The following is a 26,010-nucleotide window of genomic DNA, read 5'->3' on the forward strand; positions in this document are numbered from 1 at the left end:
TGGCTCCGCAAGTAGGATTCGAACCTACGACCTATCGGTTAACAGCCGATTGCTCTACCGCTGAGCTATTGCGGAATAATCACTTTCCATTTGCTGGTGACCTCTTATATATTACATAACCTTCAACAAGAAGTCAAGTTCATTTTTTAAAAATTTCATTGTCCTGCTGTATCTGCCGGACACTTGTATACTATACAGAATAGCACATCAAGTGTCAAGCTGCTTTTTCACTTCTTGTAGTTTTCCGCGGCATTTGCCGCAAACATAGCGATTTGTATCAATCTGCTTGCGCCGCATATACTGCTGGCTGCAGCTCTTGCACTGATAGAAGTACTGCCTTGTACTCCGCTTTTTCTTCATATGGGGCATCACCTTGCAAAAACGCGGCGCTCCCACCTGCTGCAGCAGCAAACGAAAATCAGCATCGCGATGCTGATAGCCCTTCCCCATTACATGCAGATGATAATGACAAAGCTCATGCTTGATTACTTCTATAAGCTCCTCTTTGCCGAATATGCTGTAATAGGTACTGTTCAACTCAATATCATGTGATTGCAGCAAATACCGTCCGCCCGTGGTCCGAAGACGCGCATTAAACCTCGCTTCATGCAGAAACGGCCTGTCGAAAAAACGGAGGGAAACCTCCTCCACCAAATGCTGCAGCTCCTGCTGCTCCATACTGCTCCCCCCTCTTACACCTCTTGCGCAATCTGTGCATACACTGTGCACATACCCATCCTACTTCCATTTCAAGGAGGGATTTCTATGCCATCCTGGCTGAAAAATCAGATCCGCCGTGCCTATTACGAAAAGAACCGCTATCGGATCCGCCTGCTGAACGACTGTTGGTTTCATTATAAAAGATTGCAGAGCATTGAAAAAGGGGAGTAGCCCGCCTCCCCTTTGTTATTCTTATCCTTCAATCGGCAGCATGGACAGGGAAACCCGGCCCTTCTTTACATCGATTCCGTCCACCCATACTGTCACAATCTGTCCGACAGCCACAACATCCAGCGGATGCTTAATAAAGCCCTTCTTCATCTTGGAAATATGAACGAGGCCATCCTGCTTTACGCCAATATCAACAAATGCCCCGAAATCCACGACATTCCGGACCGTTCCTTGCAGCTCCATGCCGCGCTTTAAATCTTCCAGCTTCAGCACATCCTTTTTCAGCAGCGGCTGCGGCAGCTCATCACGCAAATCCCGCTCCGGACGGATTAAGGCATCCATAATATCGCGCAGCGTCAGCTCGCCGATTCCCGTTTCCTGCGACAGAGCGGACAGATCGGCCCCTTCAAGTGCCTGCTTCAGCTGAGGTGTGCCAATATCCTTTGTGCCAAAGCCAAGCTTCTTCAGCATGCTTTCGACTTCTTTATAGCGCTCCGGATGAATGCTTGTCCGGTCCAGCGTATTTTCGCCTTCCAGCACCCGCAAGAAGCCGATGCACTGCTCATAGGTTTTGGCCCCCAGGCGCGGGATGTTCTTCAGCTGGCTGCGGCTGGTGAATTTGCCTTCCTCTTCACGCTTCTTCACAATGTTCTTGGCCACTGTTTTGCTTAACCCGGATACATACTGCAGCAAGGACACGGAGGCGGTATTTACATTCACGCCCACCTGGTTCACGGCTGTTTCCACTACAAATGTCAGGGATTCGCTCAAGCGCTTTTGTGAGACATCGTGCTGGTATTGCCCCACCCCGACCGACTTCGGATCAATTTTCACCAGCTCCGCCAGCGGATCCTGCAGCCGGCGGCCAATGGATACCGCACTTCTCTCCTCCACCTGAAGATCCGGAAACTCCTCACGGGCAATATCGGATGCCGAGTATACACTTGCCCCCGCCTCATTCACAATCAGATAGGCAATATCATGGTTCAGCTTCTTCAGAATATTAGCTACAAACTGCTCTGTTTCACGGGAGGCCGTGCCGTTTCCGATTGCCACAATAGAAGCATGATGCTTCTCAACAATGGAGACAAATTTCTTTTCCGCCTCTTCGCGCTTGGACACGGGGGGATGCGGATAGATTACACTGATATGCAGCACTTTGCCCGTCTCATCCACGACAGCAAGCTTGCAGCCTGTCCGGTAGGCAGGATCCACCGCAAGCACTGTCTTGCCCTTCATCGGCGGCTGCAGCAGCAGGTTACGGAGATTCTCCGCAAAGATATGAATGGCCTGCTCCTCCGCCTTCTCCGTAAGCTCCTTGCGCAATTCCCGTTCAATGGACGGCTGGATGAGGCGCTTATAAGCATCCTCCGCTGCGGCCTGCACAAATGGCGCCGCCGGAGACTGCTGGAACCGTACAACCCGTTTATGCAGGTATTGTACAATCTCTTCTGCCGGCGGAAGGATGGAAACGCGCAGAATCTCTTCATTCTCGCCGCGGTTCATGGCCAGAATGCGGTGAGGCACAATTTTGGCAATCGGCTCGGTGTACTCATAATACATTTCGTACACCTTCTTCTCATCCTTTTCTTGGTTCTTCCCAACAGACGAAATGGTTCCTTTCCGGGCGGTTGTGCCGCGGATCCATTGGCGGTAGGAGGCTTCATCCGCAATCTGTTCAGCAATGATATCCTGTGCCCCCTGCAGCGCCTCCTCTGCTGTCGCCACACCTTCCCCGGTAAAAGCGGCCGCCTTCTCAAGGGGGCTGCCCTGCCTCGGGAAGCTCATCAGCCACTGTGCCAGCGGCTCCAGCCCTTTCTCTCTGGCGACAGTGGCTTTTGTGCGGCGCTTCTCTTTGTAAGGACGATATAAGTCCTCCACCTCCTGCAGCTTGTCCGCAGCCACAATGCTTGCCCGCAGCTCTTCCGTCAGCTTTCCTTTCTCCTCGATGAGACGCAGCACCTCGTCCTTGCGGCTGTCCAGGTTCACGATATACTGCCATGCCTCCAGCACATCCCGGATTTTCACCTCGTCCATGGAGCCCGTCATTTCCTTCCGGTAACGCGCAATAAACGGGACTGTATTGCCCTCCTCCGTCAGCTGAATGACATGGGCCACCTGCTTCACGCCAAGCTGCAGCCGCTTGGCAATCCCCTGCATCCAATCCGTACGCTTTTCGGTCATTTCTGCCTGCATCAGATTTTCCTCCTTTAACAAAAAAAGCTGCTCAGCAAGAGCAACTTTCATGATGAATGCACACCCGTGCATATATTCCTTTAACACCACATGACGCTTCCCGGCCGGAAGCTGTTTTTAAAAATCGATAAGTCCGAGACTGATTTGCAGCGCTTCATCCACACGGCTCATCATCTCCGCATCCAAGTGCGTGATTTTGTCCGTCAGCCGTTGCTTATCAATCGTTCGAATCTGCTCCAGCAAAATAACCGAGTCCCGCTCAAATCCATACCTCTTGGCGTCAATCTCCACATGTGTCGGCAGCTTTGCCTTCTGTATTTGGGCCGTGATGGCAGCCACAATGACGGTCGGGCTGAAGCGGTTGCCAATATCATTCTGGATTACGAGGACTGGGCGGACGCCTCCCTGCTCAGAGCCGACAACCGGGGACAGATCTGCAAAATACACGTCGCCGCGCTTTACAATCAAGAGATTACCCCCCGCTAACTAAGCGTTCTACTGTGTGCTCTGCCTCGTATTCCGCTAAGAAGGCTTCTGATGCAATGCTTAAATTAATCTTACCCATTTCAATATAGCCGCGTCTCATGGACTCATGCTGATACCGGCGCTTTGTCTTGTGCTGGCGCAGCAGCATCTGGGCTGCCTGGCAAATGAGCTCATTGCGGTTTCTATTCTCTTGTTTTCCGATTCCATCGAGCTCAGATACCATTTGCTTTGGCAGCTGGACCACGATTTCTGTAGTTACACTTGATTCGGACACAAACATACACCTCCACCATCAACTACACACACCGATGTTTATATATATTGACACCCATCCCAATCATACCATTGTATGGGCTCTGTTGCAAAGACTTCCTAACTCCTTGCTTATGTTTTCCAACTTTCAGGAAAACCATTCTTGTTTCTATCAAGGGTTTAACAAATTCTCAATCTCCACAACCTCTCCATCCCGGCGGAAAACCCGCGGCACACGAAAGTTAATCAGACAAGGCACTTCATAATTAATCGTTCCCAGATGGGCCGCCACATCATTGACGCTGACCATCTGGCCGCCCTGCCGTCCAATGAGGGTGACTTTCGTTCCAGCCGGCAAGTGCTCCGGCAGGCGGAGCATCAGCTGATCCATGCAGACCCGGCCGACAATCGGCACCTTCTTTCCGTCAACCAGCACTTCGAAGTTCTGCATTCTCCTGACCCAGCCATCCGCGTAGCCAATCGGCACAGTGGCAATCCATTCCGTTCCGGCTGTCACATAAGTGGCGCCGTAGCTGATGCCCTGTCCGGGTTCAACCTGCTTGACCTGAACAATCTTGCTGTGAAGCGAAAAGGCTTCCTTCAATGGATACGGCAGCAGTGTATTGATTTCCGGCGATGGAGTTAAGCCGTACATGGCGATTCCAATACGGGCCGCATTAAAAATCCGCTCAGTAAATCGCAAGCTTGCTGCACTATTGGCACAGTGGATCATTCTTGGCTGCACGCCTTCCTCCTGCAGCCAATGGAGCTGTTCCAAAAAGCGCTGATATTGCTTTTCGAAATAATCCGTTTGCCGCTCGTCAGCTGTGGCAAAGTGCGTGAATGCCCCCTCGACTTCAATGGCAGGCATTTGCCGCAGCCATGCACTGCAGGCACTGCACTCTTCCTTTGTCCGAATGCCGAGACGGCCCATTCCCGTATCAAATTTCAAGTGGATGCGCAGCTGCTGCTCCGCCTTCCATACTTCGGCCGCCTGCTGCAGCCATTCACTTTGGAACACAGTCAAGGCAATGTTATGGGCTGCCGCTATATTCATATCCTGCGGTCTTGAAGCTCCCAATACAAGAATAGGAGCAGTAATGCCCGCGCGGCGCAGCGACAAGGCCTCATCGAGGAAAGCAACTGCCACTCTTGTGGCTCCTGCCTCCAAGGCTGTTCTGGCAACCGGCGCAGCACCGTGGCCATAGGCATTCGCTTTCACTACTGCAATGACCTCCGCTTGTGCAGGGATATGCTGTTTGGCATTCTGGACATTTTCATAAACGGCATCCAAATCAATCTCTGCCCAGGTATCCCGATAAAATGACGATTCCTTCATGTAGAGAACACTTCCCTTATACGATATGCGATGCTTATTCTTATATATTCGCAGTTTTTTCCGCTGTAATCCATTCTTGATTATTGTGCTATTGGAGACAGTTGTCAATGAATGAACACAAATTGCCGGGCATGCTATTCTCTCTACATGAAAGAAGACGTGGCGAGTCAGGCTCGGCACGTCTTAGGTTGTTCTATTTTTCTGCCTTCTGGTATACAGAACGCGCCACTGTCAGCAGCTCATCCTGGCTGAGTTCCTTGGACACCAGCATATAGTCCACACCGTTATGGGACCAGGTGATGGAATCCTTCGTCAGCGCCCCGACCGTAAAGCCGAGATCAACCGGCTCGCCGCTCATGCTGACAGTTGTGCCGGTCTTGGCCACCAATGCTTTCTCCTGAATGAGCGTAAAGCTCTTTTTGTTTCCGTTATACGTCAGGATGACACGCTTGCCGTTTGCCGTCTTCATTTCCTTCTCTTCCTTCTTCACGACGCCCTTCGGCAGGTCGTTCGGATACAGCACGGCAAATGGCTGATCCTGCTGGGCGGATGCCGGAATCTCATCCCGGGCAACAGACATATTTTTCTTCGTATCGAATGCGCCCTTGTCAAACTTCTTGTCAAACTTCACGCCGGAGAAATCCACCTGCACAAGAACATTGTTATCATTGTCCATCAGCTTGACAGAGACAGGGGACAAATCCTTCTTGCTGAAGGCAATCTCCTGCTTTGGAATCATATTATGGTTCTGATAGTTTGTCTTTGTTTCAAATACATAGTTGTCATCAGTTGCCTTAAATACAGCTGCTTCTTTATCCTTCAGCACGTCCCGCACAAGTGATTCGTACAGATACGCCTGGCTGCTGTTCTGCGGCCAATTGCTTTGGAAGCGGAAGCTCTTGTTCAGTGCCGGTGTCAGCACGAATACTCCTTCATCATTGCGGAGTATGATTTGGCTTTGGTCCTTCTTGGCATTCTTCAAGCTGACACGGTAATACGATGGTTTGCTGTGCCAAATGTCCACATCATACACCTGCGGCTCCGCTCCTGTTTTAATAGAGAGCTTCGCTTTCGCTTCATAGCTTTTCATGTCAGATACCTTAGCCTCTAGATCCTTGATGACATCCTCTTTGCTCTTTTGCATACAGCCGGTCAAAGCAAACATGAGCAGCAGCCCAAGCAGCGGTAACAGCCACTTCTTCATTCTTTCAACCCCTTTGCCTCATGGATGACGGAAGGCCTGGCCTCCCTTACTGCTAATCCAATATATGAGACAAGACTGGCGAATATGCAGACTAGCTTGACGGGCTTTCCAGAATTACTTGGGCAGCGGCGAACTGCCGGCTGTGTGTAATGGAGACATGAGTCAGGTACGGAGCCGGCCCTCTCATTACGGGCTTCCCTCTCTCATCCGGGGTCACCTCCAGGTCAAGGAAGCTGAGCTCCTTGCCGATGCCGGTGCCCAGGGCCTTGGCATAGGCCTCCTTGGCGGCAAACCGGCCGGCCACATACTCCACCTGGCGATGCCCGGACAGCTGCCCGGCACGCGTCCGCTCCTTTTCTGTTAAAACGCGCAGCAGAAACTTCGGCTGCCGCTCCAGCATCGAAGCAATGCGGTCCAATTCAATGATGTCCATTCCAATTCCTATAATCACTGTATCCCTCTCCTTCTAAGCTCCTGTCCGCTCTCATATTGTTAGAGTAACAAAGATAGGACAAAACAGAAAGGACTGAGGCGATGCAGCTTACATTCTCCACGCGGATACCGCCCGTTACAAGCGCCCTGCTGCTGCTGATGGCACTCACCCTGCCGCTGAATGCCCTGCTGCTGCCGGCGGGAGCCGGCTGCAATTCCTGCACCCTGCAAGGGGAAGGCTGGAGGCTGTTCACTTCCCTGTTTCTGCACGCTGACCTGCAGCATCTGCTGTCCAATGCCTCCTGCCTGCTCATGCTCGGCTTCTTCCTGGAAAAGCAGCTGACTCCCTGGACATTTTCTCTTCTGTTTTTCCTCAGCGGGCTGGCAGGAAATGTGCTGACCCTCCTTCTCATGCCGGCGCACTTCACCCATGTAGGGGCATCGGGAGCTGTGTTCGGCCTGTTGGGCGCACAAATCTATATTTTTTACCTGCAAAAGCAGCGGTACGGGCATCGGGAGTTCTCTCTGCTGCTGCTGGCATTGCTGCTGTTGGTGTCAGCCACCTTTTTGGACAGGACCGTGAACATTGCCGCCCATCTCGGAGGACTGCTGGCAGGCGGGATGCTGATGCCGCTCTTGTATAAGGAATAAGAAAAGCAAGCTTCATTTCAGGTAGAAGCTTGCTCCGTTTACGATTTCCACGCCCTCCTGCTCCTTGGCATCCCGCATAAGCTGGAAGAGGGCCTCATCCTTATTCTTCGCTTCAATCATGCAGTCAATCTGCGGCACGCTTCCCTTGATCGCACGAAGGAAGGTGAAGAACATCTCCGGGTCAATGTTATCGGCATGCGCCCGGGGATCCTTCTCGTCACGCGGACTGGAAATGTGCATCTTCACCGGCAGAGGCGACTTCTCCCACGTGCCAATCACCCGCGGCCACTCGGCTTCCCAATCCACCCCCGCTCCGTTCACCATGTGATGATGATAGTCAAACACAACGGGCACAGACAGCTTTTCGCCGAGGTACAGCGCTTCTGCAAGGTCAAAGGTCGTGTCATCGTTCTCCAGCATAATCATCTCCTGAATGCGGGTGGGGATGTCCGCCCAGTTCTCAATGAATTGCTCCAGCGCCTGCTCCTTGTCCTCATAGGCGCCCCCGACATGCAGCACACAGCGGTGCATCGGGTCAATGCCCATCCCCTTCAGCAGCTGCCGGTGCATCCGCAGCGTTTTCAGGGATTGCTTCAGAATCTCTTCCTTCGGGGAATTCAGCACAACAAAGTGATCGGGATGGAAGTCCACCCGCATCTTGTGTTCCTTCGCAAACGCGCCTAACTCCTTTAAATTCTTTTTCAGCGGCGCGATAAAATCCCAATCCCCCAGCTCTTCATGATTGGCAAGCGGAATCAGCTTGGAGCTGAAGCGGAAAAACGAGATATCATAGGCAAGGTTATGCTTCAGCAGCCGCAGACAATTTTCCAAATTCGCATTCGCAATCCGCTCCAGCTTCGCAATGGCCGCTTCTCGGTCCTTCAGCCGCTGGAATTGTGCAAAGGTCATCGTTTGGGATGGTGAGGCGTTTTGCAGATGGACACTCATTGCAACGTAGCCAAGCCGTACAAGCATAGAGATGCTCCCTTCCTGGGTCATTATGTCTTAGTATGTCCCGGGAAAGCACAAAAAAGCAGCCTTCCTTAGGAAAGCTGCTTTCTCTCATTATGCGCGGGATGCTGTCGGCTTGCGCTTACGGTCGCCGCCGCCATTTCCCTTATAGCCGCCCTCTGGACGTGAACCGCCGCCTTTGCGGTTGTTGCGTGCACGGTCACCGCCGCGGTCGCCGCCACGGTCACGATCGCCGCCACGATAGCCGCCACGGTCACGGTCACCGCCACGGTAGCCGCCGCGGTCACTGCGGTTACGGTCGCCGCTGCCGCCGCGTCCGCGGTTGCGGTCACGACTAACTACCGGTGGTTCATCAGTCAATTGGACTGGTGTTGTATCCGGCTCTTTTGTCATCATTTTCAATGCCGCTGCCACAACTGCAACAGAATCATTCTCTTCCAGCAATTCCTCAGCCATACGCTTGTAGTAGGACAGGTTCTCGCCTTCAATGATGCTTGCCATGCGCTCAGCAATCAAACGCTGCTGGCCTTCCAGCGCCTCATCCAGCGTTGGCGGTGTCATGCGGTCAATCTTGCGGTTTGTTGTACGCTCGATGTTCTTCAGCTGGCCGAATTCACGCGGCGTCACGAACAGCATCGCAATACCATTTTTGCCGGCACGGCCCGTACGGCCGATACGGTGCACGTAGGATTCCGGATCCTGTGGAATATCAAAGTTGTATACGTGTGTTACACCGGAAATATCAAGTCCGCGTGCTGCCACGTCTGTTGCAACAAGCACTTCGATAGATCCTTCTTTGAACTTCTTCAGAACAGACAAACGCTTTGCCTGTGACAGGTCGCCGTGGATGCCTTCTGCTGCATAGCCACGCAGTGTCAGAGCCTCAGACAGCTCATCCACGCGGCGCTTTGTGCGGCCGAAGATGATTGCCAATTCCGGAGATTGAATGTCAAGCAGACGTGTCAGGATGTCAAACTTCTTCTTCTCCTGCACTTCCAGGTAGAATTGCTGAATGTTTGGCATTGTCACTTCTTTTGCTTTTACTTTAATGTGCTTTGGCTCACTCATGAAGCGCTCAGCAATGCGGCGGATTGGGTCTGGCATTGTCGCGGAGAACAACAGTGTTTGGTGCTCCTCCGGCACATCGGACAGAATTGCTTCAATGTCTTCAATGAAGCCCATGTTCAGCATTTCATCCGCTTCGTCCAACACAACTGTTTGAACGTCCTGCAGGCGCAGTGTTTTGCGGTTCATATGGTCGAGGATACGTCCAGGCGTTCCGACAATGATATGCGGCTGCTTCTTCAGCGCGCGAATTTGACGGTTGATATCCTGGCCGCCGTAGATGGATAGGATGCGTACACGCTTGTCGTAGCCGATTTTGTAAAGTTCTTCAGAAACCTGAATTGCCAGCTCGCGAGTCGGCGCGATAACAATCCCTTGAATGGTTCCTGCACGAGTATTGATTTTTTCAATTAACGGCAAACCGAATGCCGCTGTTTTTCCTGTTCCTGTTTGCGCTTGACCGATAATGTCCGCTCCTTCGAGCGCAACCGGAATCGTTTGAGCCTGAATCGGCGTTGCCTCTTCAAATCCCATTTGCTCAATTGACTTGAGTAGTTGTTCGCTTAAACCTAATTCTTGAAATGTTGTCAATGTTACTTCTCCTTTTCTTAACTCGTATTCCTATGGCCAAAAAGGACATTCCCCGTCATCACGGAAAATGCCCTTTCTTCCGATCTCTTCAGTATGTGTGGCACAACGGGCAATTGCGTTGCAGCTGCTGAAAATACGAACTTCTCGTACTTTAATCATTATAAGTTTTGTGTTTACAAAAAGCAAACCCCTTGTTTGCCGGCTCCAAGGGCAATCTGACACCGAATTCCAGTGATTTGCCCCACAAGTATGCCGCCTGCTTGCTTATATGCGTGCTGCTCTGTAAATGATTGGATGCCACTTTTTTTCAAAAGAGGAAAATGAAAACACTTACAGAGTGCATTTTCCCGTCAAAGTCTGGCTGAATACTGCTGCAGACCGGATTCTTTTACAGTATGCCTGCTTCACGGCTAATTTATCTGCCTTTCCGGCAAAAATTTAAAATCTCTGCAGATTTTGAATAACATCCTCAAGCCGCATCCCCCGTGAGGCCTTCACCAGCACGACGTCATCCGGCTGCACCAGCTCCTTCAGGTCACGCGCCAGCTCTTCTTTATCCATATATGTCTTCACTCTGCTTCCAGTCAAACGCTGAGCAGCTCCGTCGGCAATCTGCCTGGCCAGATTGCCGTAAGTATACACATAATCCACCGCTTCCGGAATGCTTGCGCCGACCTCATAATGGAACTGCTCCTCATAGTCGCCCAGCTCCAGCATGTCGCCAAGGACCGCAATTTTGCGGGCATAGCCGTTCAGTTCTCCAAGCAGGGCAATTGCGGCCTTCATGGAGGTCGGGCTGGCATTGTAGGCATCATTGATGATGGTCAGTCCGTCCGGCAGCTTAATGATTTCCAAGCGCATCTTCGTCATCTCAAGCTGGGACAAGCCAAGTTGGATATTCTCCCACGTTACGCCGAAATGCCGGGCCACTGCCATGCAGGCGAGTGCATTATATACATTATGCTTGCCAAGGACCGGAACGAAGAACTCCAATTCCGGCTCCTGCGGGATACAAAACGCCATGCCGTCCGCACGGAACTGCACCTGTGATGGGTAGAAATCATTCGTCTCCCCTTCACCGAAGGTTATGACAGGGCCTGGAAGCTCCAGATCCTTCACCCGCTCGGCGAGCAGCGGTTCATCCCCGCTGTATACAAAGAGGCCATTCTCCTGTAAGCCCAGCACAATCTCGAGCTTCGCCCGGGCAATGCCGGCCCGTGAGCCAAGGTCCTGCATGTGGGATTCCCCAATATTTGTAATGATGGCGGCATGGGGCTGCGCCAGCTTTGTCAAAAACTCAATTTCGCCAAAAGCGGACATGCCCATTTCCAATACAGCCACCTCTGTGTCCTCCTCCAAACGGAGAATGGTCAGCGGCAGGCCGATGTGATTATTGAAGTTGCCTTCTGTTTTCTGCACCTTATAGGTGGTTGCCAAAAGGCTCGTGACCATGTCCTTCACGGTTGTTTTGCCGTTGCTGCCGGTAACGCCGATTACCTTGACAGACAGCTCCTGCAAATATGCTTTGGCCAGCTGCTGCAGAGCCTGTAGTGTATCGTCCACCAGAATAACCGGAATGCCTGCCGGCGGCTGCGGCGCGTCCTTTTGCCACAGCATGGCCGCGGCACCGTTTTCCACAGCTGCCCCGGCAAAGCTGTGCCCATCAAAGCGCTCGCCGCGGATCGGCACATACAGCATGCCCGGCCCGATGCTGCGCGTATCAATGGAAACACCCTCAATATACGTATCATATGCAGATGCCGGCAAAGCGCTTCCGCTTACCATACTTTGTACTTGCTGTAATGTCCGTCGAATCATCTTCATTCCTCCCTGCACAGAGAAGCACTATTCCTGTTGAATAGTGCTTCCGGCTTCATTACATTGTGTATTTGATCTGCTGCTTCTCTTCGTAACGCTCAATCGCCAGATTTACCAATCTTTCAATCAGCTCCGGATACGCAACGCCAGTGTGCTGCCACAGCAGCGGGAACATGCTGTAAGGCGTGAAGCCCGGCATGGTGTTCACTTCGTTGATGTATACCCTGCTGTCCGCTGTCAGGAAGAAGTCTGCGCGTGTGAGGCCGGCGCCATCCAACGCCTTGAACGCACGGATGGCGTAGTCGCAAATCATTTCATATTCCAAATCGGACACTTCAGCCGGGATGATCATGGCTGTATCGCCGTCAATGTACTTCGCCTTATAATCATAGAATTCCTTCTTCGGCGCCACTTCACCCACAACAGAGCACTTCGGTTCGTCATTGCCGAGAACGCCGAGTTCAATTTCACGGCCGGTAATATTCTCTTCAATAATAATTTTGCGGTCGAATTGGAAGGCCTCTGCAAATGCCGCCTCCAGCTCTTCACGTGTTTTGCACTTGCTGATGCCCACACTGGAGCCCAGGTTGGCCGGCTTGACGAAGCAAGGGTAGCCCAGTGCCTCTTCCACTTTGGCAAAAGCCGCTTCCCGGTCCTTCTCCCATTCGCTGCGGATAAACCAAACATATTTCGCCTGCGGCAGGCCTGCCTGCTCGAAAATATTCTTCATCATCACTTTGTCCATGCCGGCAGCAGATGCCAGGACGCCGTTTCCGACGTAAGGAATATTCAGCAGCTCCAGCATGCCCTGCACTGTGCCGTCCTCCCCGTTCGGTCCGTGCAGCAGCGGGAATACAACATCAATGCTGTCTTCCTCCTCGCTGGCCGCTGCAACACTGCGTCCCAGGGAAAGCGGGGAGATGGCCTTCGTCTGCTCTGTCAGCCGCAGGGACTGCACATCCTTCACCGGGCCTTCCAGGCGCTCGCCCTTCACCCATTGTCCTTGCTCGGTAATATAAATTGGATATATTTCAAACTTGCTGCGGTCCAGGGCTCCGATGACTGCAAGCGCCGTCTGCAGGGATACCTGGTGCTCCGCGGATTTACCGCCATATAGTAAGCCTAGCTTCATTTTCATAGGGAAACCACCTTGTTTCATTTTTCTTATTTTCCTATTGTAGCACTTTTTGTCGAAGGAACAAATGAAGGTTTGCAAAAGTACCGGGGCATTTACCTAATTATATGTAGCGGGAAAGAAGGGGGTGACTCGACAGCCCATCCCTTCTTTCCATGAAAAAACCCGGGCATCGCCCGGGCCTCCTCTTATGAACTCTGCTTGAGCTGCTTTTCCGGTGCCCGGTGCTGCACCATGCGGTCCAGGGACAGGTAGACGATGCCGGCAACGACACAGCCGGCGCCAAGAATAGTGAACAGCACCTCGCCCAGCCTTTGCTCCAGCAGGTACCCGCCCAGGAGCGGCCCGAGGGCACCGCCGCAAATCCACTGCAGGCTGGCGGCTCCCATGTAGGTTCCCCGCAGATGCTCAGGCGCCAGATTGGCGACGAACGTCATTTGAACCGGGGACATCACCATTTCCCCCAGCGTATACAAGGCATAGACGAACAGAAGTACGGCCATGACCAAGGGAATCCCCGCGCCGGCCGAAGCGAACAGCTGCGGCAGCCAGCCGACGGCAAGAAGCCCGAAGCCAAACAGCAGGGAACCGTACAGCATCATCCGGCCGATCGGCTTATCCGTCGCCCATTTGGAAATTTGGAACTGAAACAGCACAACAAGCGCCCCATTCAGCGCCATCATATACGGATATGGATTCTTCTCGCCGAAGATGGACTTCATTTCATTATCAAAATGCAGCGGCAGCATTCCCTCTGTCTGTGAGAATCCCATGGAAATAATGATGCCGGTCAGGATATAGACAAGCAGCACCCTATCCTTCAACAGGACCTTCCATACAGGCGGAACCTCCAGCTTCTCCCCCTTCTCCTTTTCCTTCGACTGCGGCATCGTTTCCTGGATAAAGAGGGCAACCAGCAGCGTGTAGAATAATAAGGAAGAGGCTGCCGCAATGAAGATCACATTCTTGGAAACAGCGACCACGGAAGCGCCAAGAATCGGGCCGATTGCCGCCCCGATGTTGTGCCCCATCCGCAGCAAGCCATATGCCTCCGTCCGCTTCTCCGGCTCTGTCACATCCGCAACCATTGCGGAGGCCGCCGGGTGAAACAAGGAATTGCACAGCCCCAGTAAGGCTGACAGCACCGCATAGGCGACGAAGCTGTCAAAAAACAAAAAACCAAGCATGACAAGCCCATTGCTTGCCATGGAAAGCATCATAATCGGCTTGCGGCCGTACACATCCGCGATGCGGCCCCCAATCATAGACCCAAAGCTTGCTGTAATCGGCGATAACGCCATTACAATGCCGACATGCACTAAAGAATCGACCTTGTCTTTAAGATATAAAGCAAAAAACGGCATCAGCATCATGAAAGCAATGCCGTTCAACGTTTCCCCCAAAAAACGGATCCAAACGTTCCGGTCCATCGACCGAAGCTCCTGCAGCGTATTCCTCAATGTAATCCCTCGTCTCTCTCTGTTTTACACGAAACCCTCCCCATCTTAGCATAGTTCTCAATAATTCTAAATATTTACAATTCGTATTTTTCTTTTTAAATAAACATAAATAGATATAATTCTACATAAGGCAGTTCGAGCCTGCCTTGCAGAGACGGGAACAGACAGCGTTTTTTAACCGCTGTAGGCACAAATCATTAACATTATTTACATAGTGTTAAATACAGAAAAAGCAGGAACATGTGATTCTGCCGAGAATACATATACTGGAAATCATCTCAACCTTATGTAAGGAGTGACTTGTACCTATGAAGAATTATGAGTTGAACCAGGATCTATATATAAACAGTGCTGAGAAAATGAAGGTGCTCGGTCATCCGGTCCGCTTTGGCCTGGTCAAAATGCTGGTGGATCAGGGCCCCTCCAACGTGACGGACTTGCATGAGGAATTCCAGCTCCCGCAGCCCGCAATCAGCCAACATTTAACGAAGTTAAAGAGTAATCAGATCGTCAGGGGAACGAGAAAAGGGCTGGAGGTATATTACGAGGTAATCGACGAGCAGGCAAAAAATATTGTCCAGTTTTTTTCTTAAATTGCAGAGAAGCCCTTGTCGGCAAGGGCTTCTCTACAGACATCCATTTCCATTCATTGTTCACGTACAAGGCATCTCCTGTCTCTCTATCTGCTATAGGAATGAAAAGGAGTCCATCAATCCCTGGCCCACGCCCAAAAGGAAGCGCTTACATATTGAACTGACAGTGTAAGTTTCGCTATCCGCCTACAAAATCCTGCAAGCTTTATAAAAAAAGCAGGGATTTTCTCTCCCTACTTCACAATTTCAAAGGTTTCCTCGATTTGGATGCTTTCCTTCACCGATTGGACCATGGAGCAATTTTTAAAGGTCCATGCCATGACCTTCTCCATTTGTGCGGCCGTCAGCTGCTCCGCTTTCACCACGAAGTGCAGGTGAATGCGGGTGATGCGATTCGCCTCCACTTCATTCCGCTCCACCTCAGCCTGAATGGACAAATCCTCATAGGAAATACGCTTCTTATCCAAAATGGCCCGCATAATCCCGCCGCTGCATACTGCAATGGATGCTGTCAGCAGCTCACAGGGACGGAAGCCATGTTCACCGCCATTGTCAATCTGCAACTCCCCATACTCTGTTTCTGCTGCAAAACCTGTTTCCTTCATCTGAAAAAGCATGTGTGCACCCCTCCCCCTTGTCCTCATCATGGCAAGAATGGAGGACAAACGCAACAGTTTTGTCTGTTCCAGCGGGTTACAGTTCTACTAAAATCTTATATAGTAGGGGTTAAAGGAGTGAAGGCTATGAAATTAATTGCAATTGATATGGATGGCACCCTGCTGAATGGACACCTGGAGATTTCGGAGGAGAATTTGGCTGCCATTGCCAAAGCAAAGGCTGGTGGCCACATCCCCATGATTTGCTCGGGACGGGCCAAGGATGATGTACAACAGGTGTTGGACCGCTACAGCTTGCAGGTGCCCATTGGCGCCAGCAACGGCGCTGTCGTGTATGCGGATGGCCGGCTGCTGCAGGCACTGTATATTTCCAAGGAAACAGCCGGACATATTGCGGAGACCCTGGAAGGAGAGCACCTTCCTTTTAAGCTCTATACGAATAAAGGCATACGGTCGCCGCACAACTGGAAAGAGAAGGTGTTTGCCGCTTACCAGGTGAGCAGCCCTGCTGAGCATGGCTTTACCATCGAGGACTTGGAGCGTATCACCGAGCATCAGATGAAATCAAATGTCATCACCTTTTTTACAGATGTTCGCGATTTGTTGGCAGAGCCGGACTTGGAGATTGAGAAGTTCTTTATCTTCACCTTGGATGCCACACAACGGGCGATTGTGCTGCAAAAGCTGGAGCAGATGGCCGGCATCACAGTAACTGCTTCCGGCCCGACTAATTTAGAGATTATGCATATAGATGGGCACAAGGGGACAGGACTTCGGGCCATGGCCAAGCACCTGGGCATCGCGATGGAGGACACTGTCGCGATTGGCGATAACTTCAACGATGTTCCGATGCTGCAGGCTGCCGGCTTTTCTATTGCCATGGGGAATGCCGAACAGGCGGTGAAGGACTTGTGCGATGCGGTGACACTTACAAATGCAGAGCACGGCGTAGCCCATGCTCTGGAGAAATATATTTTGCAGGAAGCAAAGCAAAGCTGAAAGCGCGGCCCGGTGCCGCGCTTTTCTTCCTATTGCTCCGTCAAAATCAGCGGCCCTTCCCCGGTAATCGCAATGGTATGCTCATACTGCGCCGACAGCTTCCCGTCAACCGTCCGGGCCGTCCAGCCGTTGCTGTCGAGCTTCGATTGCCATGCCCCCATGTTAATCATAGGCTCGACGGTGATGACCATGCCCTCCTTCAGGCGCAGGCCGCGTCCCGGAATGCCGAAGTGCGGGATGTGGGGCTCCTCATGGATGGAGGAGCCAATGCCATGCCCGGTGAACTCCCGGACGACCGAATACCCAAGGGGCTCCACATAAGACTGAATTGCATGCCCGATGTCACCGATGCGGTTCCCGGGCACCGCCTGGGCAATGCCCTTGTACAGGCTTTCCTTCGTAGCCTCCAGCAACGCCGCCGCCTCGGCGGACAAACGCCCGGCCCCGTATGTCCAGGCGGAATCCGCCAGGGCACCGCCCAAATTCACCACCATGTCGATGGTGACGATATCTCCCTGCTTCAGCGGCTGCCGGCGGGGAAAGCCATGGCAGATTTCATCGTTCAGGGAGGCGCAGGTCGCATACTGATAGCCCTTATAGCCTTTCTGCTCCGGCTTGGCCCCGTGCTGTTGCAAGAACTTCTCCGCGAAGCTGTCGATTTCCCATGTGGAGATTCCCGGCTGCACCAGCTTCGCAATCTCCCTGTGGCAGGCTGCCAGCAGCTTGCCCGCCTCGTGCATAAGAGTGATTTCCCGCTTTGTTTTCAATGTAATCACAGCATGCTCTCCTTTTTACCTTTTTGGCTTCTATTCATGTAAGGACAAGCATATCATAGTACAAAACTGGAAGAAAGCAGGTAATCTCTAATGGACAAGCTCGTCAATTATATAGCAGGCGCATTTCTGCTCATTCTTGTTGTCATGACTGTGCTGCTCTTGTTTCCGTTCTTTCCGCTGCTCGCCATGCTGATTGTAGTTGGATGCATGGGGATGACTGCCCTTATAGCATCCGTTTCCGGGGAACAAAAGGAAGACGGCATCGAACGCGCCCGCGCGTAGATGCCGTCTTCTTTTATTTATACCGGATACGGGTCAGCCCGACGGCGAAAAACACTGCAGCAAAAGCAAGCAAAATTCCCGCATACAGCCCCATATCCATCACAGAGCCGCCCTTCGCCGTGAGTTCCGTGAATCCCCGCATGGCCCATGTCTGCGGCACAAAGTCTGCAATCCGCTGCATCAGCTTCGGTTCAATCTCGAGCGGCCAGTAGACGCCGCCGATCATACAGGTGGATACCACAAGCATATTGCCAAGCGCCGACTGCTGCTCCACTGTCTTGACAACACCGGCCACAAGCAGTGCCAGGCCGACAATTGCCAGCAGCATCGCGGAGACAAGAACAAACAGCCCGCCTGCATTTCCCCACTGCACATCAAACAGCCAATGTGTCAGGAGCATCAATGTGCCAAACTGCAGCCACCCCAGCAGGAAGAAGGATAAGAGATAGCCGCCCAGAATTTGTGCCTTCGAAGCCGGGGTTGACAGCAGGCGGTACCATACTCCCGTCCTTCTGGCATCCAAAATTGCCCCGGTGGCGCTCATCATCACAATCATCACAAACATAATGGAAAACCCGGATGCCCGCTCTGCTGTCGGATTCATGCGCGCGGCATCCTTTCTGGAAACTGTCTCTTTTTGTATCGAAACCGGCTTCGCTGTTTCCTTCTCCAGCTTCCCGTACATCCCCTCCCAGCTCTGCGCGCTGTACTGGCTCCAGGCAACAGAAGCCTTCACTTCTGTGCCGATCCGATGGATGGCATCGCTCATCAGCTGCTTCACCGCCGCATTGGAGGTGAAATCGGGGCTCCGCTTCAGCGAAACCTCTATTCCCTTGCCGGCCAGCATCGCCTCTTGAAAACCTTTTGGCACCACAATGAAGCCAGAAGCCTTCTTGTTTTCCACCTGCTGCTTTGCTTCCCCGTAGGTCACGGTCTGCAGCTCCATGATTTCATTGTCGCGCAGCTGGTCTGTGTAGGACTTTGACAGGACCGTTCCATCCTCATCGACCAGCAGCAGCTTTACCTTGGAAGTGCTTGACCCGCCGAGCAAACCGCCGAACAGCAAAGTGAACAGAAGCGGCATGCCAAACATCAGCACATAGCTCCGCCGATTCCGCAAGAGCCGCTTCAATTCCCAAAAGCATATTGCCATGGATTGTCTCATCTCGATTCCCCCTATCGTACCTGCATCCGCCATGTGCCGATGGCAACGGAAGCCAGACCGGCCAAGCTTAAAATCGTCAGGGCCGGCAGCAAGGCTTCCCATGTCGTGCCGGACATAATATTCAAAAGGCTGGTAAGCGCCCACTTGTTTGGCGTAAAGCCGGCGACCATACGCAAGGCATCCGGAAACGCATAGATTGGCAGCATGGAACCGCCGAGCAAAGCCAGAACCTGAATGCCGATGCCGCCGATGACATCCGCGGACTTCTCATCCCGGATGGTTGCCGCAAGCAGCATGGAAAGGCCGGATACACAAATGCTGTAGGCTGCCCCGACTGCCAGCAGCTGCCCTGTGTCACTGCCCCAGTCCACCCCGAATCCGTAGTGGGTGGCGCCGATAAAAAGGAGGAACTGGATATAGGAAAACAGCAGCGTGCCAAGAAACTTTCCGAATAGAATGGAGAACCGGCTGGTCGGCGTGCTCAGCAAACGGGCCAGTGTTTCCGTTGCCCGCTCGCTTGCAATCATCTTGGCTCCGACCGTCGCGTTAAACAACAGGAACATCACCCCCATGCCGGCTGCGTAATACTGCATGGAGGAAACCAGCTTTGCTCCGACTGTCCCTTCCTTCACTTGGGCATCCGTACTCTCTTGTATCTTGCGTTGAATGTCCTTTGCGGCCTCTCCCATATTCAGCTTCCCTGTCGAGACCGGGACGGACTGCGCCAAATCTCCCATAACGGTTTGTGTGGATACCGCCATGGTCTTTGCCTGCTCAGAAAACGTCCGCAGAATCGTTTCAGCAATCGAGCCACGCACCGTCTTCGCCGGGTCTGTGATGAGTGTCGGCTCCTTCAGCTTCCCCCCGGCCATCTCCTTGCTCCAGTCTGCCGGAATGAGGATGGCCGCGTCCGCCTTGCCGTCCCGCACCAGCTGCCGGGCTTCCTCCGGCGACACCGCCTCCTTGACCTGCACCAGCTCCTTCAGCTGCTCCCCCTGCAGCACATCCTCCTTCAGCATGATTCCAAGCTCATCGGTCCCCTCCTGATAGTAGGCGATCACCGTCTGCGGCAGGTTATCCTCGCTCATGGAGCCCTTCAACGCCGAACCCAAAATCGCCGTCAGCACAAGCGGCATGAGAATCATCATGAAAAAACCGCGCCGGTCGAGCATCCGAATTTTAAAATCCTTCCAGGCAATCAACAGACTTTTCATCCTCTTTCCTCCTCAGTCGCGAAGCGAACGCCCTGTCAGCTGCAGGAACAGTGCTTCCAGATTTGGCTCCTTCACTTCAAGAGACAGCACCTGAACACGGTGCTTGACCGTGCAAGCAATGATTTCACCGATGATAGTCTCGTTGCTTGCACCAATATCAACAGTTCCTTCCTCTCGGTCTGCCAGAACACGCTCCACCAGATCCAGCTCCTGTATATCCGCCAAAAATTTCTCCTCCAGCCTGCTGACACGCAGCCGGATGATATGGCCGTCAGCCAGACGGCTGCACAGGTCCGCCTTCGTCCCGCTGGCAATCAATGCCCCATGGTCCACAATCGCAATCCGCTTGCACAGGTATTCCACTTCCTCCATGTAGTGGCTCGTATAGATAACGGTCATCCCTTGCTCATTCAACCTCTTGACCGTCTCCAAAATATGATTGCGGGACTGCGGGTCAATCCCCACGGTCGGCTCATCCATGATTAACAGCTCCGGCTTGTGCATCAGGGCCGCCCCGATGTTGATCCGCCGCTTCATGCCGCCCGAGAAGGTCTCAATCCGATCCTTCGCCCGGTCTCTCAGCCCCACATATTCCAGCACCTCTTCGGCGCGCCGCTTCACCTCACCGCGCTTCAATCCGTACATGCGGCCCCAAAACAGCAGATTATCCAGAGCTGACATGGTCGGATACAGAGCGATATCCTGCGGCACAATCCCAATTTTCCGCTTCGCTGCCGTCGGGTCTCCTTTCACTGAAATGCCGTCCACCAGCACCTCGCCGCTGTCATATGGCACCAGCCCGCAAATCATGGAAATGGTAGTGGATTTTCCTGCCCCGTTCGGCCCCAGCAGCCCGAAGGATTCCCCTCGTTTCACTTCAAAAGACACACCGCGCACAACCTCTTTTTGATCAAACGACTTTCGAATATCCCGAACAGCCAGCATATAAGATCAGCTCCTTCTTTTGCTTTCCTGTTACCAGTGTATAAAAAGGAGCGCCATCCTCCATCCTGCCTCCGATAGAATTTGCACATGAAAAAAGCGGCTGTATGCAGCCGCTTTCCTTCGTCCTTCTATGCCAAAAGTCATAGGAAGGTTGTAATATGATACCGCACCGCAAACACTGCCGCCTGCGTCCGGTCACGCAGCTGCAGCTTGCTGATGATGTTGGACACATGGTTCTTCACGGTCCCTTCGGTGATGAACAGCTTCTCGGCAATTTCCTTGTTGCTGAGGCCGCAGCCCAGCTGCTGCAGCACCTCATATTCCCGTTCTGTCAGCTGCTTCACCTCTTTGGGCGCTTCTTCCGCATCCGGTTCCCTTGTACGCTTTAATTCCCGGACCACCTGTGCCGTTACATCCTGCGGCAGCACTGCTCCGCCAGCCTGCACGGTCAGAATGGCCTGCACAATCGTATCTGTCGGCATATCCTTCAATAAGTAGCCGCTCGCTCCGTTCTCAAGAGCTTGAAAGATGAGTTCACTATCCTTAAAGGTTGTCAGCATCAGCACCTTCACCTGCGGCAGCTGGTCACGCAGCAGCTTCGTTCCTTCCACGCCATTTGTGCCGGGCATCCGAATATCCATCAGCACAATATCCGGCTGCAGCTCCCGGGCCTTCTCCAGCGCTTCCTTCCCGTCATTTGCCGTTCCGACAATCTCCAATTCATCACGCAAACGCAACAGCATGGCCAGCCCGTCCCTGACCAGCGGCTGGTCATCCACCACCATAACCCGAATCATCCTGCAGTCCCCCCGATTACCCATTTTCTCTGCTGCAGCGGGAACTCGGCCTGCACACGGAAGCCGTCTCCCTCTCTGCTTGTAAATACTATACTGCCTCCGTGCTCCTCAGCCCGTTCCTTCATATTCAATAAGCCAAAGCCAGGCTGAATTTCACCGCTGCCCTGGCCATTATCTTCAATCATGACGCCAACCCGCTCCTCCTGACAGCTCAAGGTAATCCGGCACAGGGATGCGCCCCCATGCTTTTTCGTATTCGTCATGGACTCCTGCACAATCCTGGCAATCGTAGGATGCAGCGAGGTCGGCACAAGAGACGGATCACCCTGCAGCTGAAACTCGGCTTCCATATGGGCTGTCTTCGAAAAATCACTGAGCAGTGTCCGGATGACAGCCGCCAGATTGGAGGAATGCCCCTCCTCCTTCAGCGTCCGGACGGACAGCCGCACCTCCTGCAAGGAATTGCGCGCCAGCTCATAGCACGTTTGCAGCGTCTGCTCCGCATGCTCCGGGCTCCGCTTCAGCAGCTCCTGCGCCAGCTGAATTTGCACCAGCAGCGCGGTCATGTTGTGCCCGACGGTATCATGAATCTCCCGGGCGATATGATTCCGCTCCCGGATGGCCGTCAGCTCCTCCACCTCCTTCGCATATGTCCGCAGCTGCACGTGCGCCTCCTGCAGGGACTGATGAGACTCGTTCAAATGCTCATACTGCAGGTCCACTGTCTGCCGGGCCTGCAGCAGCTTGCGGATCAGATTGCCGACAAGCGACTGGAAAAATACAAACATAAAGCTGATGGTATTCTCCACCACCTCTACCTGCCCGGCAGACTGATATGTATGAATGAGAATAATAGCCCAAACGACAAAGAAGGCTGCAGAAAAGCTGAACAGTGTACGCTTATGCTCTGTATACAAGAATAAGCTGAGTCCCAATACCCCGAACAAAATTAAGTACAGCGTGCTTGGCGCAAAGATGTAGCCAAGCATCCCGGTAACTCCCATATCCACACCCAGCAGCAGCAGAACCCATTTCCTCCCCAGACGGCCAAGCATGATTCCGAAGTGATTGATGCTATAGAGAAAGATTCCAATACCCGTAAGAATTTTCATATCTATTCTCCCATCCGGTATGTGCGCGTAATAGGTAAATGAAATCAGCAGGAGCATCAAGAGTCTCGTAGATTTCAGCATAGAAGCTTCACCTCCCTTCTATAAAATAAGGAAAGAGGTGCATTGTACACCTCCCGCCCCTGATATAATTCCCTGCATGGCTGTTTTTTTCCTGTATGCTCTTGGCCTTCAGCCTATTTCATACGCCTTCTGCTCCTTTTCCTCCGCCCTGTACGTCCGTAAAGGCTTCAATACAATCGTCAACAGCACCGCCACAGCTGTCAGCAGGAGCCCTGAGGCAACCAGGACCGGCTGCGGGCCCATACGGTCGGAGAAATATGTGGCAATCCCGATGGCAATGGTCATAATGGGACTTGTAAGCGTGCCGATCATCCCGAAGGCGCGGCCCTGCACCTCATGGGGAATCTCCATGCGGAGCGCCACATTCATGAGCAGGGTACATAGGGCAAACATGAAGCCAAGCACGAAAATGATGGGAAAGGCCTGATTCATCCCTGTTACCTGCGAAATGACAAGATAGATGGGGCCAAGGGACAGAAAGCCGGCAAAAATCCAGTAGCCCCGCTTTACAAGCCGACTGTCATACTTCATTAATAATCCTGATCCAATGATATACCCGAATGGAACACAAGCCTCCATCAGCCCGAACTGCAGCGGACTCGCATGCCAAATCTTCACGGCTGACACCTGGATCATCATCAGCGACATCATGAAAAAGGAGGCTACAAGCGGCATCATAATCATGAAGGAGCGCGCAAACGGTTCTCCCCAAAGAACGCGCAGGCCCTCCTGAAAATCCGCGAGAAAGGACTGCTTCTCCGCCGGCACTTCCTTTTGCTGCTTCTGCCGGACAATTACAGGGAACGTGCCTGCCGCCAGAACAAGCAACGAGGAAATCAGATATGTGGCTGCATCAAAGACAAAGGCAGTCGCTGCCCCAAAGAATCCGACGATCGTACCGCCCGCTGCAAGCCCGAGAATGCGCGCGATATTATCGACAATGGTGATGGCACCCATTGCTTTGGGAATCAGCTCTTTTTCCAAAATGGAGCTGAGCGAAGCCTGAAAGGCCGGTTGGTGGAACAGCCCGACAAACACCTGCAGCGCACAGACAGCAATAATCAGCGGATACGGCGTAAATTTCATATACATACATACGGCAATCGTGCCGGCAATCGCAGCATTGCAAAGATCTCCCGCCCACATAATTGTCCGCCGGTTATAGCGGTCTGCCACCGTGCCGGCGATGCTCCCAAAGCAGATTGTCACCAGCAAGGATGTCAGGAAGAAAAGAAACATCAGGCGGGCGCTTCCCGTTGTCTGCAAAATCCAAAGGTTCACTGCAATGGTGGAAAAGCATGTGCCAAGCAGTGACACCCCATAGCTCATAAATAAATAACGGAAGGTACGGTTTTGAAAGATCATTTCCTTCCCCCCTTTCTTTTTCCAATCCTACAGACCGGCAGTCCGTTTGTAAATAGAAAAAGGCAGAGTGCCAAAGCTCTCTGCCTTTCCTCCTTATACATGGTATTGTACTGTTTCGCCGTTCTCAGCAGTGTAGTCGATCACTGTCTTGTTTGTCTTCAGGTCGATGAACAGGGTGCACTGCTTCTCATCCTTCGTCCAGGACAGGCGGATTTCATCAGCTGCAGAATCCAGCACGCGGAACTCGCCGTTAAACGCATCATAGTCGTTGCGGAAGCGGATAAGCTGCATGAGGCGCTGCACCACCGGCTTTTGCAGAGACTCTTCAATTTCCGGCATCGTGAAGTTATGGCGGTTGATTTCGCGCCCTTCGCCTGTGCGTTCTACAGCTTCCTGATCATTCTCTCCTGCCAGCAGGCCCACATAGTAGACTTGCGGAATGCCAGGCGCAAAGAACTGGATGGCTCTTGCTGCCAGATAGGCATCATCATTGCAGTCCAGCACAGAGTAGTAGGAGCAGCGGATCTGATGTACGTCGAAACCATCCGGCGCTTTGTGCTCCTCAGACAGAATCAGGCTGAGGTTGGAGCCGCGCTCGAGGCATACATCCACCAGCTCACGCGCTTTCTTCGTATCAATCAGCTCATCCAAATCAGGCTTGACCGGCACGCCGTCATGGCAATCCAGCATCGTGAACTGCTTATGCGGGCGGTCCTTCAGATACGCGAGCAAATCTGCGCTGTTTTTGTTGATCATAGTATCAAGCACACGGTACGGCAAAATAAAGTCGTAAATCCAGCAGCCATGCTCGGCAAGCTTATACTGAATGCTGTAGTGGGAGTGGATCTCCGGCAGAATCTCGATGTCCAAGGAGCGCGCCAAATCCAGCACCCAATCCAAGAACTCATACACTTCCGGTTCCACGAAGAAGCAGCTTGTGCCGAGCTTCTTAATGACATAGCCGACTGCATCCAGACGCACAATCTTGACGTTATTCTCTTTAAAATTCATAAAGAAATCCGTCAGCAGCTGCTTCACCTTCTCGGATTTCACATCCAAGTCAATCTGCTCGGACGGGTCTGTTTTACCGAAGGTTGTCCATACTGTTTCTGTTTCACCTGTTTCTTCAATTGTAAAGGTGGAATACGGACGCGGACGGCGCAGGAACATCTTATCAATGTCTGCCTGCACCGGCTTGCCATCCTCCCACAGCTTATCCAAGGTCAGGAACAGGTCTGCGTACTCCGATTGGCGGCCTTTCTTCAGGAAGTCCTGGAAGTAGGCAGATTTCTGAGAAATATGATTGACCATTAAATCCAGCAGCACATCGAAATTTTCCCCGATGCCCTGAATGTCCTCCCATGTCCCGAAGGACGGCTCAATCTCCAGGTAGGTTAAGGGCGCAAAGCCGCGGTCACCGGAAGAGGGAAATGGCGGCAGAATGTGCACTCCGCCTTTAAAAATATCGAGAAAATGCTCCTCCATAACATGGCGGAGCGCTTTCAAATCTCCGCCCAAGGAGTCCGGATATGTGATAAGTTGCACTTGATTCTTTACAGGCATGTCTTGGTC

General features: G+C 52.6%; 26 protein-coding genes and 1 tRNA gene. 5 read left to right on the top strand and 22 right to left on the bottom strand.

Annotation, left to right across the window (positions count from 1 at the left end):
* Both NK662_RS22245 and NK662_RS22250 read right to left on the bottom strand, forming a co-directional pair.
* Positions 1–75, bottom strand: a tRNA-Asn gene (locus tag NK662_RS22245).
* 132 nt (positions 76–207) lie between these two features.
* Positions 208–678, bottom strand: a complete 471-nt coding sequence (locus NK662_RS22250) for a SprT family protein (RefSeq protein WP_254761173.1) — start codon at positions 676–678, stop codon at positions 208–210.
* An 87-nt stretch (positions 679–765) separates the two neighbouring features.
* On the opposite strand from NK662_RS22250, the gene cmpA reads away from it, so the two are divergent.
* On the top strand, positions 766–891 hold the full coding sequence (gene cmpA / locus NK662_RS22255) for a cortex morphogenetic protein CmpA (protein WP_254761174.1): 126 nt from the start codon (positions 766–768) through the stop codon (positions 889–891).
* Positions 892–912: 21 nt separating this feature from the next.
* Here the strand turns inward: cmpA and NK662_RS22260 are convergent, their stop codons facing one another.
* The 6 genes from NK662_RS22260 to acpS form a co-directional block, all read right to left on the bottom strand.
* Positions 913–3,087 carry a Tex family protein gene (locus NK662_RS22260; protein ID WP_438503654.1) on the bottom strand — a complete coding sequence of 725 codons (2,175 nt, stop codon included), beginning with the start codon at positions 3,085–3,087 and terminating at the stop codon, positions 913–915.
* A 117-nt stretch (positions 3,088–3,204) separates the two neighbouring features.
* Positions 3,205–3,555 (bottom strand): type II toxin-antitoxin system endoribonuclease NdoA, encoded by a 351-nt coding sequence (gene ndoA / locus NK662_RS22265; protein WP_254761175.1) that lies wholly within the window; start codon positions 3,553–3,555, stop codon positions 3,205–3,207.
* A gap of 4 nt (positions 3,556–3,559) precedes the next feature.
* Positions 3,560–3,847: a CopG family ribbon-helix-helix protein gene (locus NK662_RS22270; protein ID WP_254761176.1), complete on the bottom strand. Its 288-nt coding sequence runs from the start codon at positions 3,845–3,847 to the stop codon at positions 3,560–3,562.
* Between the two features lie 150 nt (positions 3,848–3,997).
* A complete protein-coding gene (gene alr / locus NK662_RS22275) occupies positions 3,998–5,164 on the bottom strand; it encodes an alanine racemase (protein WP_254761177.1) in 1,167 nt (388 codons plus the stop codon).
* A 193-nt stretch (positions 5,165–5,357) separates the two neighbouring features.
* On the bottom strand, positions 5,358–6,308 hold the full coding sequence (locus tag NK662_RS22280; protein WP_254761208.1) for a LolA family protein: 951 nt from the start codon (positions 6,306–6,308) through the stop codon (positions 5,358–5,360).
* 151 nt (positions 6,309–6,459) lie between these two features.
* Entirely contained in the window at positions 6,460–6,819 is a 360-nt protein-coding gene (acpS, locus tag NK662_RS22285; RefSeq protein ID WP_254761178.1) for a holo-ACP synthase, read from the bottom strand.
* An 83-nt stretch (positions 6,820–6,902) separates the two neighbouring features.
* Here acpS and NK662_RS22290 point away from each other — a divergent pair, with 83 nt between their 5' ends.
* Positions 6,903–7,451, top strand: coding sequence for a rhomboid family intramembrane serine protease (locus tag NK662_RS22290; protein WP_254761179.1), 549 nt, complete (start codon positions 6,903–6,905; stop codon positions 7,449–7,451).
* A 12-nt stretch (positions 7,452–7,463) separates the two neighbouring features.
* Here the strand turns inward: NK662_RS22290 and uvsE are convergent, their stop codons facing one another.
* The 5 genes from uvsE to NK662_RS22315 form a co-directional block, all read right to left on the bottom strand.
* Positions 7,464–8,426 (bottom strand): UV DNA damage repair endonuclease UvsE, encoded by a 963-nt coding sequence (gene uvsE / locus NK662_RS22295; RefSeq protein ID WP_254761180.1) that lies wholly within the window; start codon positions 8,424–8,426, stop codon positions 7,464–7,466.
* A gap of 90 nt (positions 8,427–8,516) precedes the next feature.
* Positions 8,517–10,079: a degradosome RNA helicase CshA gene (gene cshA / locus NK662_RS22300; protein WP_254761181.1), complete on the bottom strand. Its 1,563-nt coding sequence runs from the start codon at positions 10,077–10,079 to the stop codon at positions 8,517–8,519.
* Between the two features lie 438 nt (positions 10,080–10,517).
* Positions 10,518–11,897 carry a UDP-N-acetylmuramoyl-tripeptide--D-alanyl-D-alanine ligase gene (locus NK662_RS22305; RefSeq protein WP_254761182.1) on the bottom strand — a complete coding sequence of 460 codons (1,380 nt, stop codon included), beginning with the start codon at positions 11,895–11,897 and terminating at the stop codon, positions 10,518–10,520.
* A 58-nt stretch (positions 11,898–11,955) separates the two neighbouring features.
* Complete coding sequence (locus NK662_RS22310) at positions 11,956–13,035, bottom strand: D-alanine--D-alanine ligase (RefSeq protein WP_254761183.1); 1,080 nt, start codon at positions 13,033–13,035, stop codon at positions 11,956–11,958.
* Positions 13,036–13,220: 185 nt separating this feature from the next.
* Positions 13,221–14,492 carry an MDR family MFS transporter gene (locus tag NK662_RS22315; protein ID WP_254761184.1) on the bottom strand — a complete coding sequence of 424 codons (1,272 nt, stop codon included), beginning with the start codon at positions 14,490–14,492 and terminating at the stop codon, positions 13,221–13,223.
* Between the two features lie 308 nt (positions 14,493–14,800).
* Here NK662_RS22315 and NK662_RS22320 point away from each other — a divergent pair, with 308 nt between their 5' ends.
* Positions 14,801–15,085 carry an ArsR/SmtB family transcription factor gene (locus NK662_RS22320; protein ID WP_254761185.1) on the top strand — a complete coding sequence of 95 codons (285 nt, stop codon included), beginning with the start codon at positions 14,801–14,803 and terminating at the stop codon, positions 15,083–15,085.
* 233 nt (positions 15,086–15,318) lie between these two features.
* Here the strand turns inward: NK662_RS22320 and NK662_RS22325 are convergent, their stop codons facing one another.
* Complete coding sequence (locus NK662_RS22325) at positions 15,319–15,702, bottom strand: OsmC family protein (RefSeq protein ID WP_254761186.1); 384 nt, start codon at positions 15,700–15,702, stop codon at positions 15,319–15,321.
* A gap of 126 nt (positions 15,703–15,828) precedes the next feature.
* Here NK662_RS22325 and NK662_RS22330 point away from each other — a divergent pair, with 126 nt between their 5' ends.
* Positions 15,829–16,701: a Cof-type HAD-IIB family hydrolase gene (locus NK662_RS22330; protein ID WP_254761187.1), complete on the top strand. Its 873-nt coding sequence runs from the start codon at positions 15,829–15,831 to the stop codon at positions 16,699–16,701.
* 29 nt (positions 16,702–16,730) lie between these two features.
* Here the strand turns inward: NK662_RS22330 and map are convergent, their stop codons facing one another.
* A complete protein-coding gene (gene map, locus NK662_RS22335) occupies positions 16,731–17,477 on the bottom strand; it encodes a type I methionyl aminopeptidase (protein ID WP_254761188.1) in 747 nt (248 codons plus the stop codon).
* A 90-nt stretch (positions 17,478–17,567) separates the two neighbouring features.
* Here map and NK662_RS22340 point away from each other — a divergent pair, with 90 nt between their 5' ends.
* Positions 17,568–17,759: a hypothetical protein gene (locus tag NK662_RS22340; RefSeq protein WP_254761189.1), complete on the top strand. Its 192-nt coding sequence runs from the start codon at positions 17,568–17,570 to the stop codon at positions 17,757–17,759.
* Positions 17,760–17,772: 13 nt separating this feature from the next.
* Here NK662_RS22340 and NK662_RS22345 read toward each other — a convergent pair whose 3' ends face one another.
* The 7 genes from NK662_RS22345 to gtfA form a co-directional block, all read right to left on the bottom strand.
* On the bottom strand, positions 17,773–18,924 hold the full coding sequence (locus NK662_RS22345; RefSeq protein ID WP_254761190.1) for an ABC transporter permease: 1,152 nt from the start codon (positions 18,922–18,924) through the stop codon (positions 17,773–17,775).
* Between the two features lie 11 nt (positions 18,925–18,935).
* A complete protein-coding gene (locus tag NK662_RS22350) occupies positions 18,936–20,138 on the bottom strand; it encodes an ABC transporter permease (protein ID WP_254761191.1) in 1,203 nt (400 codons plus the stop codon).
* A 12-nt stretch (positions 20,139–20,150) separates the two neighbouring features.
* Positions 20,151–21,083, bottom strand: a complete 933-nt coding sequence (locus NK662_RS22355; RefSeq protein WP_254761192.1) for an ABC transporter ATP-binding protein — start codon at positions 21,081–21,083, stop codon at positions 20,151–20,153.
* Between the two features lie 140 nt (positions 21,084–21,223).
* Positions 21,224–21,880, bottom strand: a complete 657-nt coding sequence (locus NK662_RS22360) for a response regulator (protein ID WP_254761193.1) — start codon at positions 21,878–21,880, stop codon at positions 21,224–21,226.
* Complete coding sequence (locus tag NK662_RS22365) at positions 21,877–23,073, bottom strand: sensor histidine kinase (protein WP_254761194.1); 1,197 nt, start codon at positions 23,071–23,073, stop codon at positions 21,877–21,879. The genes NK662_RS22360 and NK662_RS22365 overlap by 4 nt, the downstream gene beginning before the upstream one ends.
* 108 nt (positions 23,074–23,181) lie before the next feature.
* Positions 23,182–24,438, bottom strand: coding sequence for an MFS transporter (locus NK662_RS22370; protein WP_254761195.1), 1,257 nt, complete (start codon positions 24,436–24,438; stop codon positions 23,182–23,184).
* 93 nt (positions 24,439–24,531) lie between these two features.
* Complete coding sequence (gene gtfA, locus NK662_RS22375) at positions 24,532–26,001, bottom strand: sucrose phosphorylase (protein WP_254761196.1); 1,470 nt, start codon at positions 25,999–26,001, stop codon at positions 24,532–24,534.
* Between the last annotated feature and the right edge of the window lie 9 nt (positions 26,002–26,010).

Source organism: Ectobacillus ponti (genome assembly GCF_024294785.1).
In the GTDB taxonomy this organism is placed as follows: Bacteria; Bacillota; Bacilli; order Bacillales; family Bacillaceae_G; genus Ectobacillus; species Ectobacillus ponti.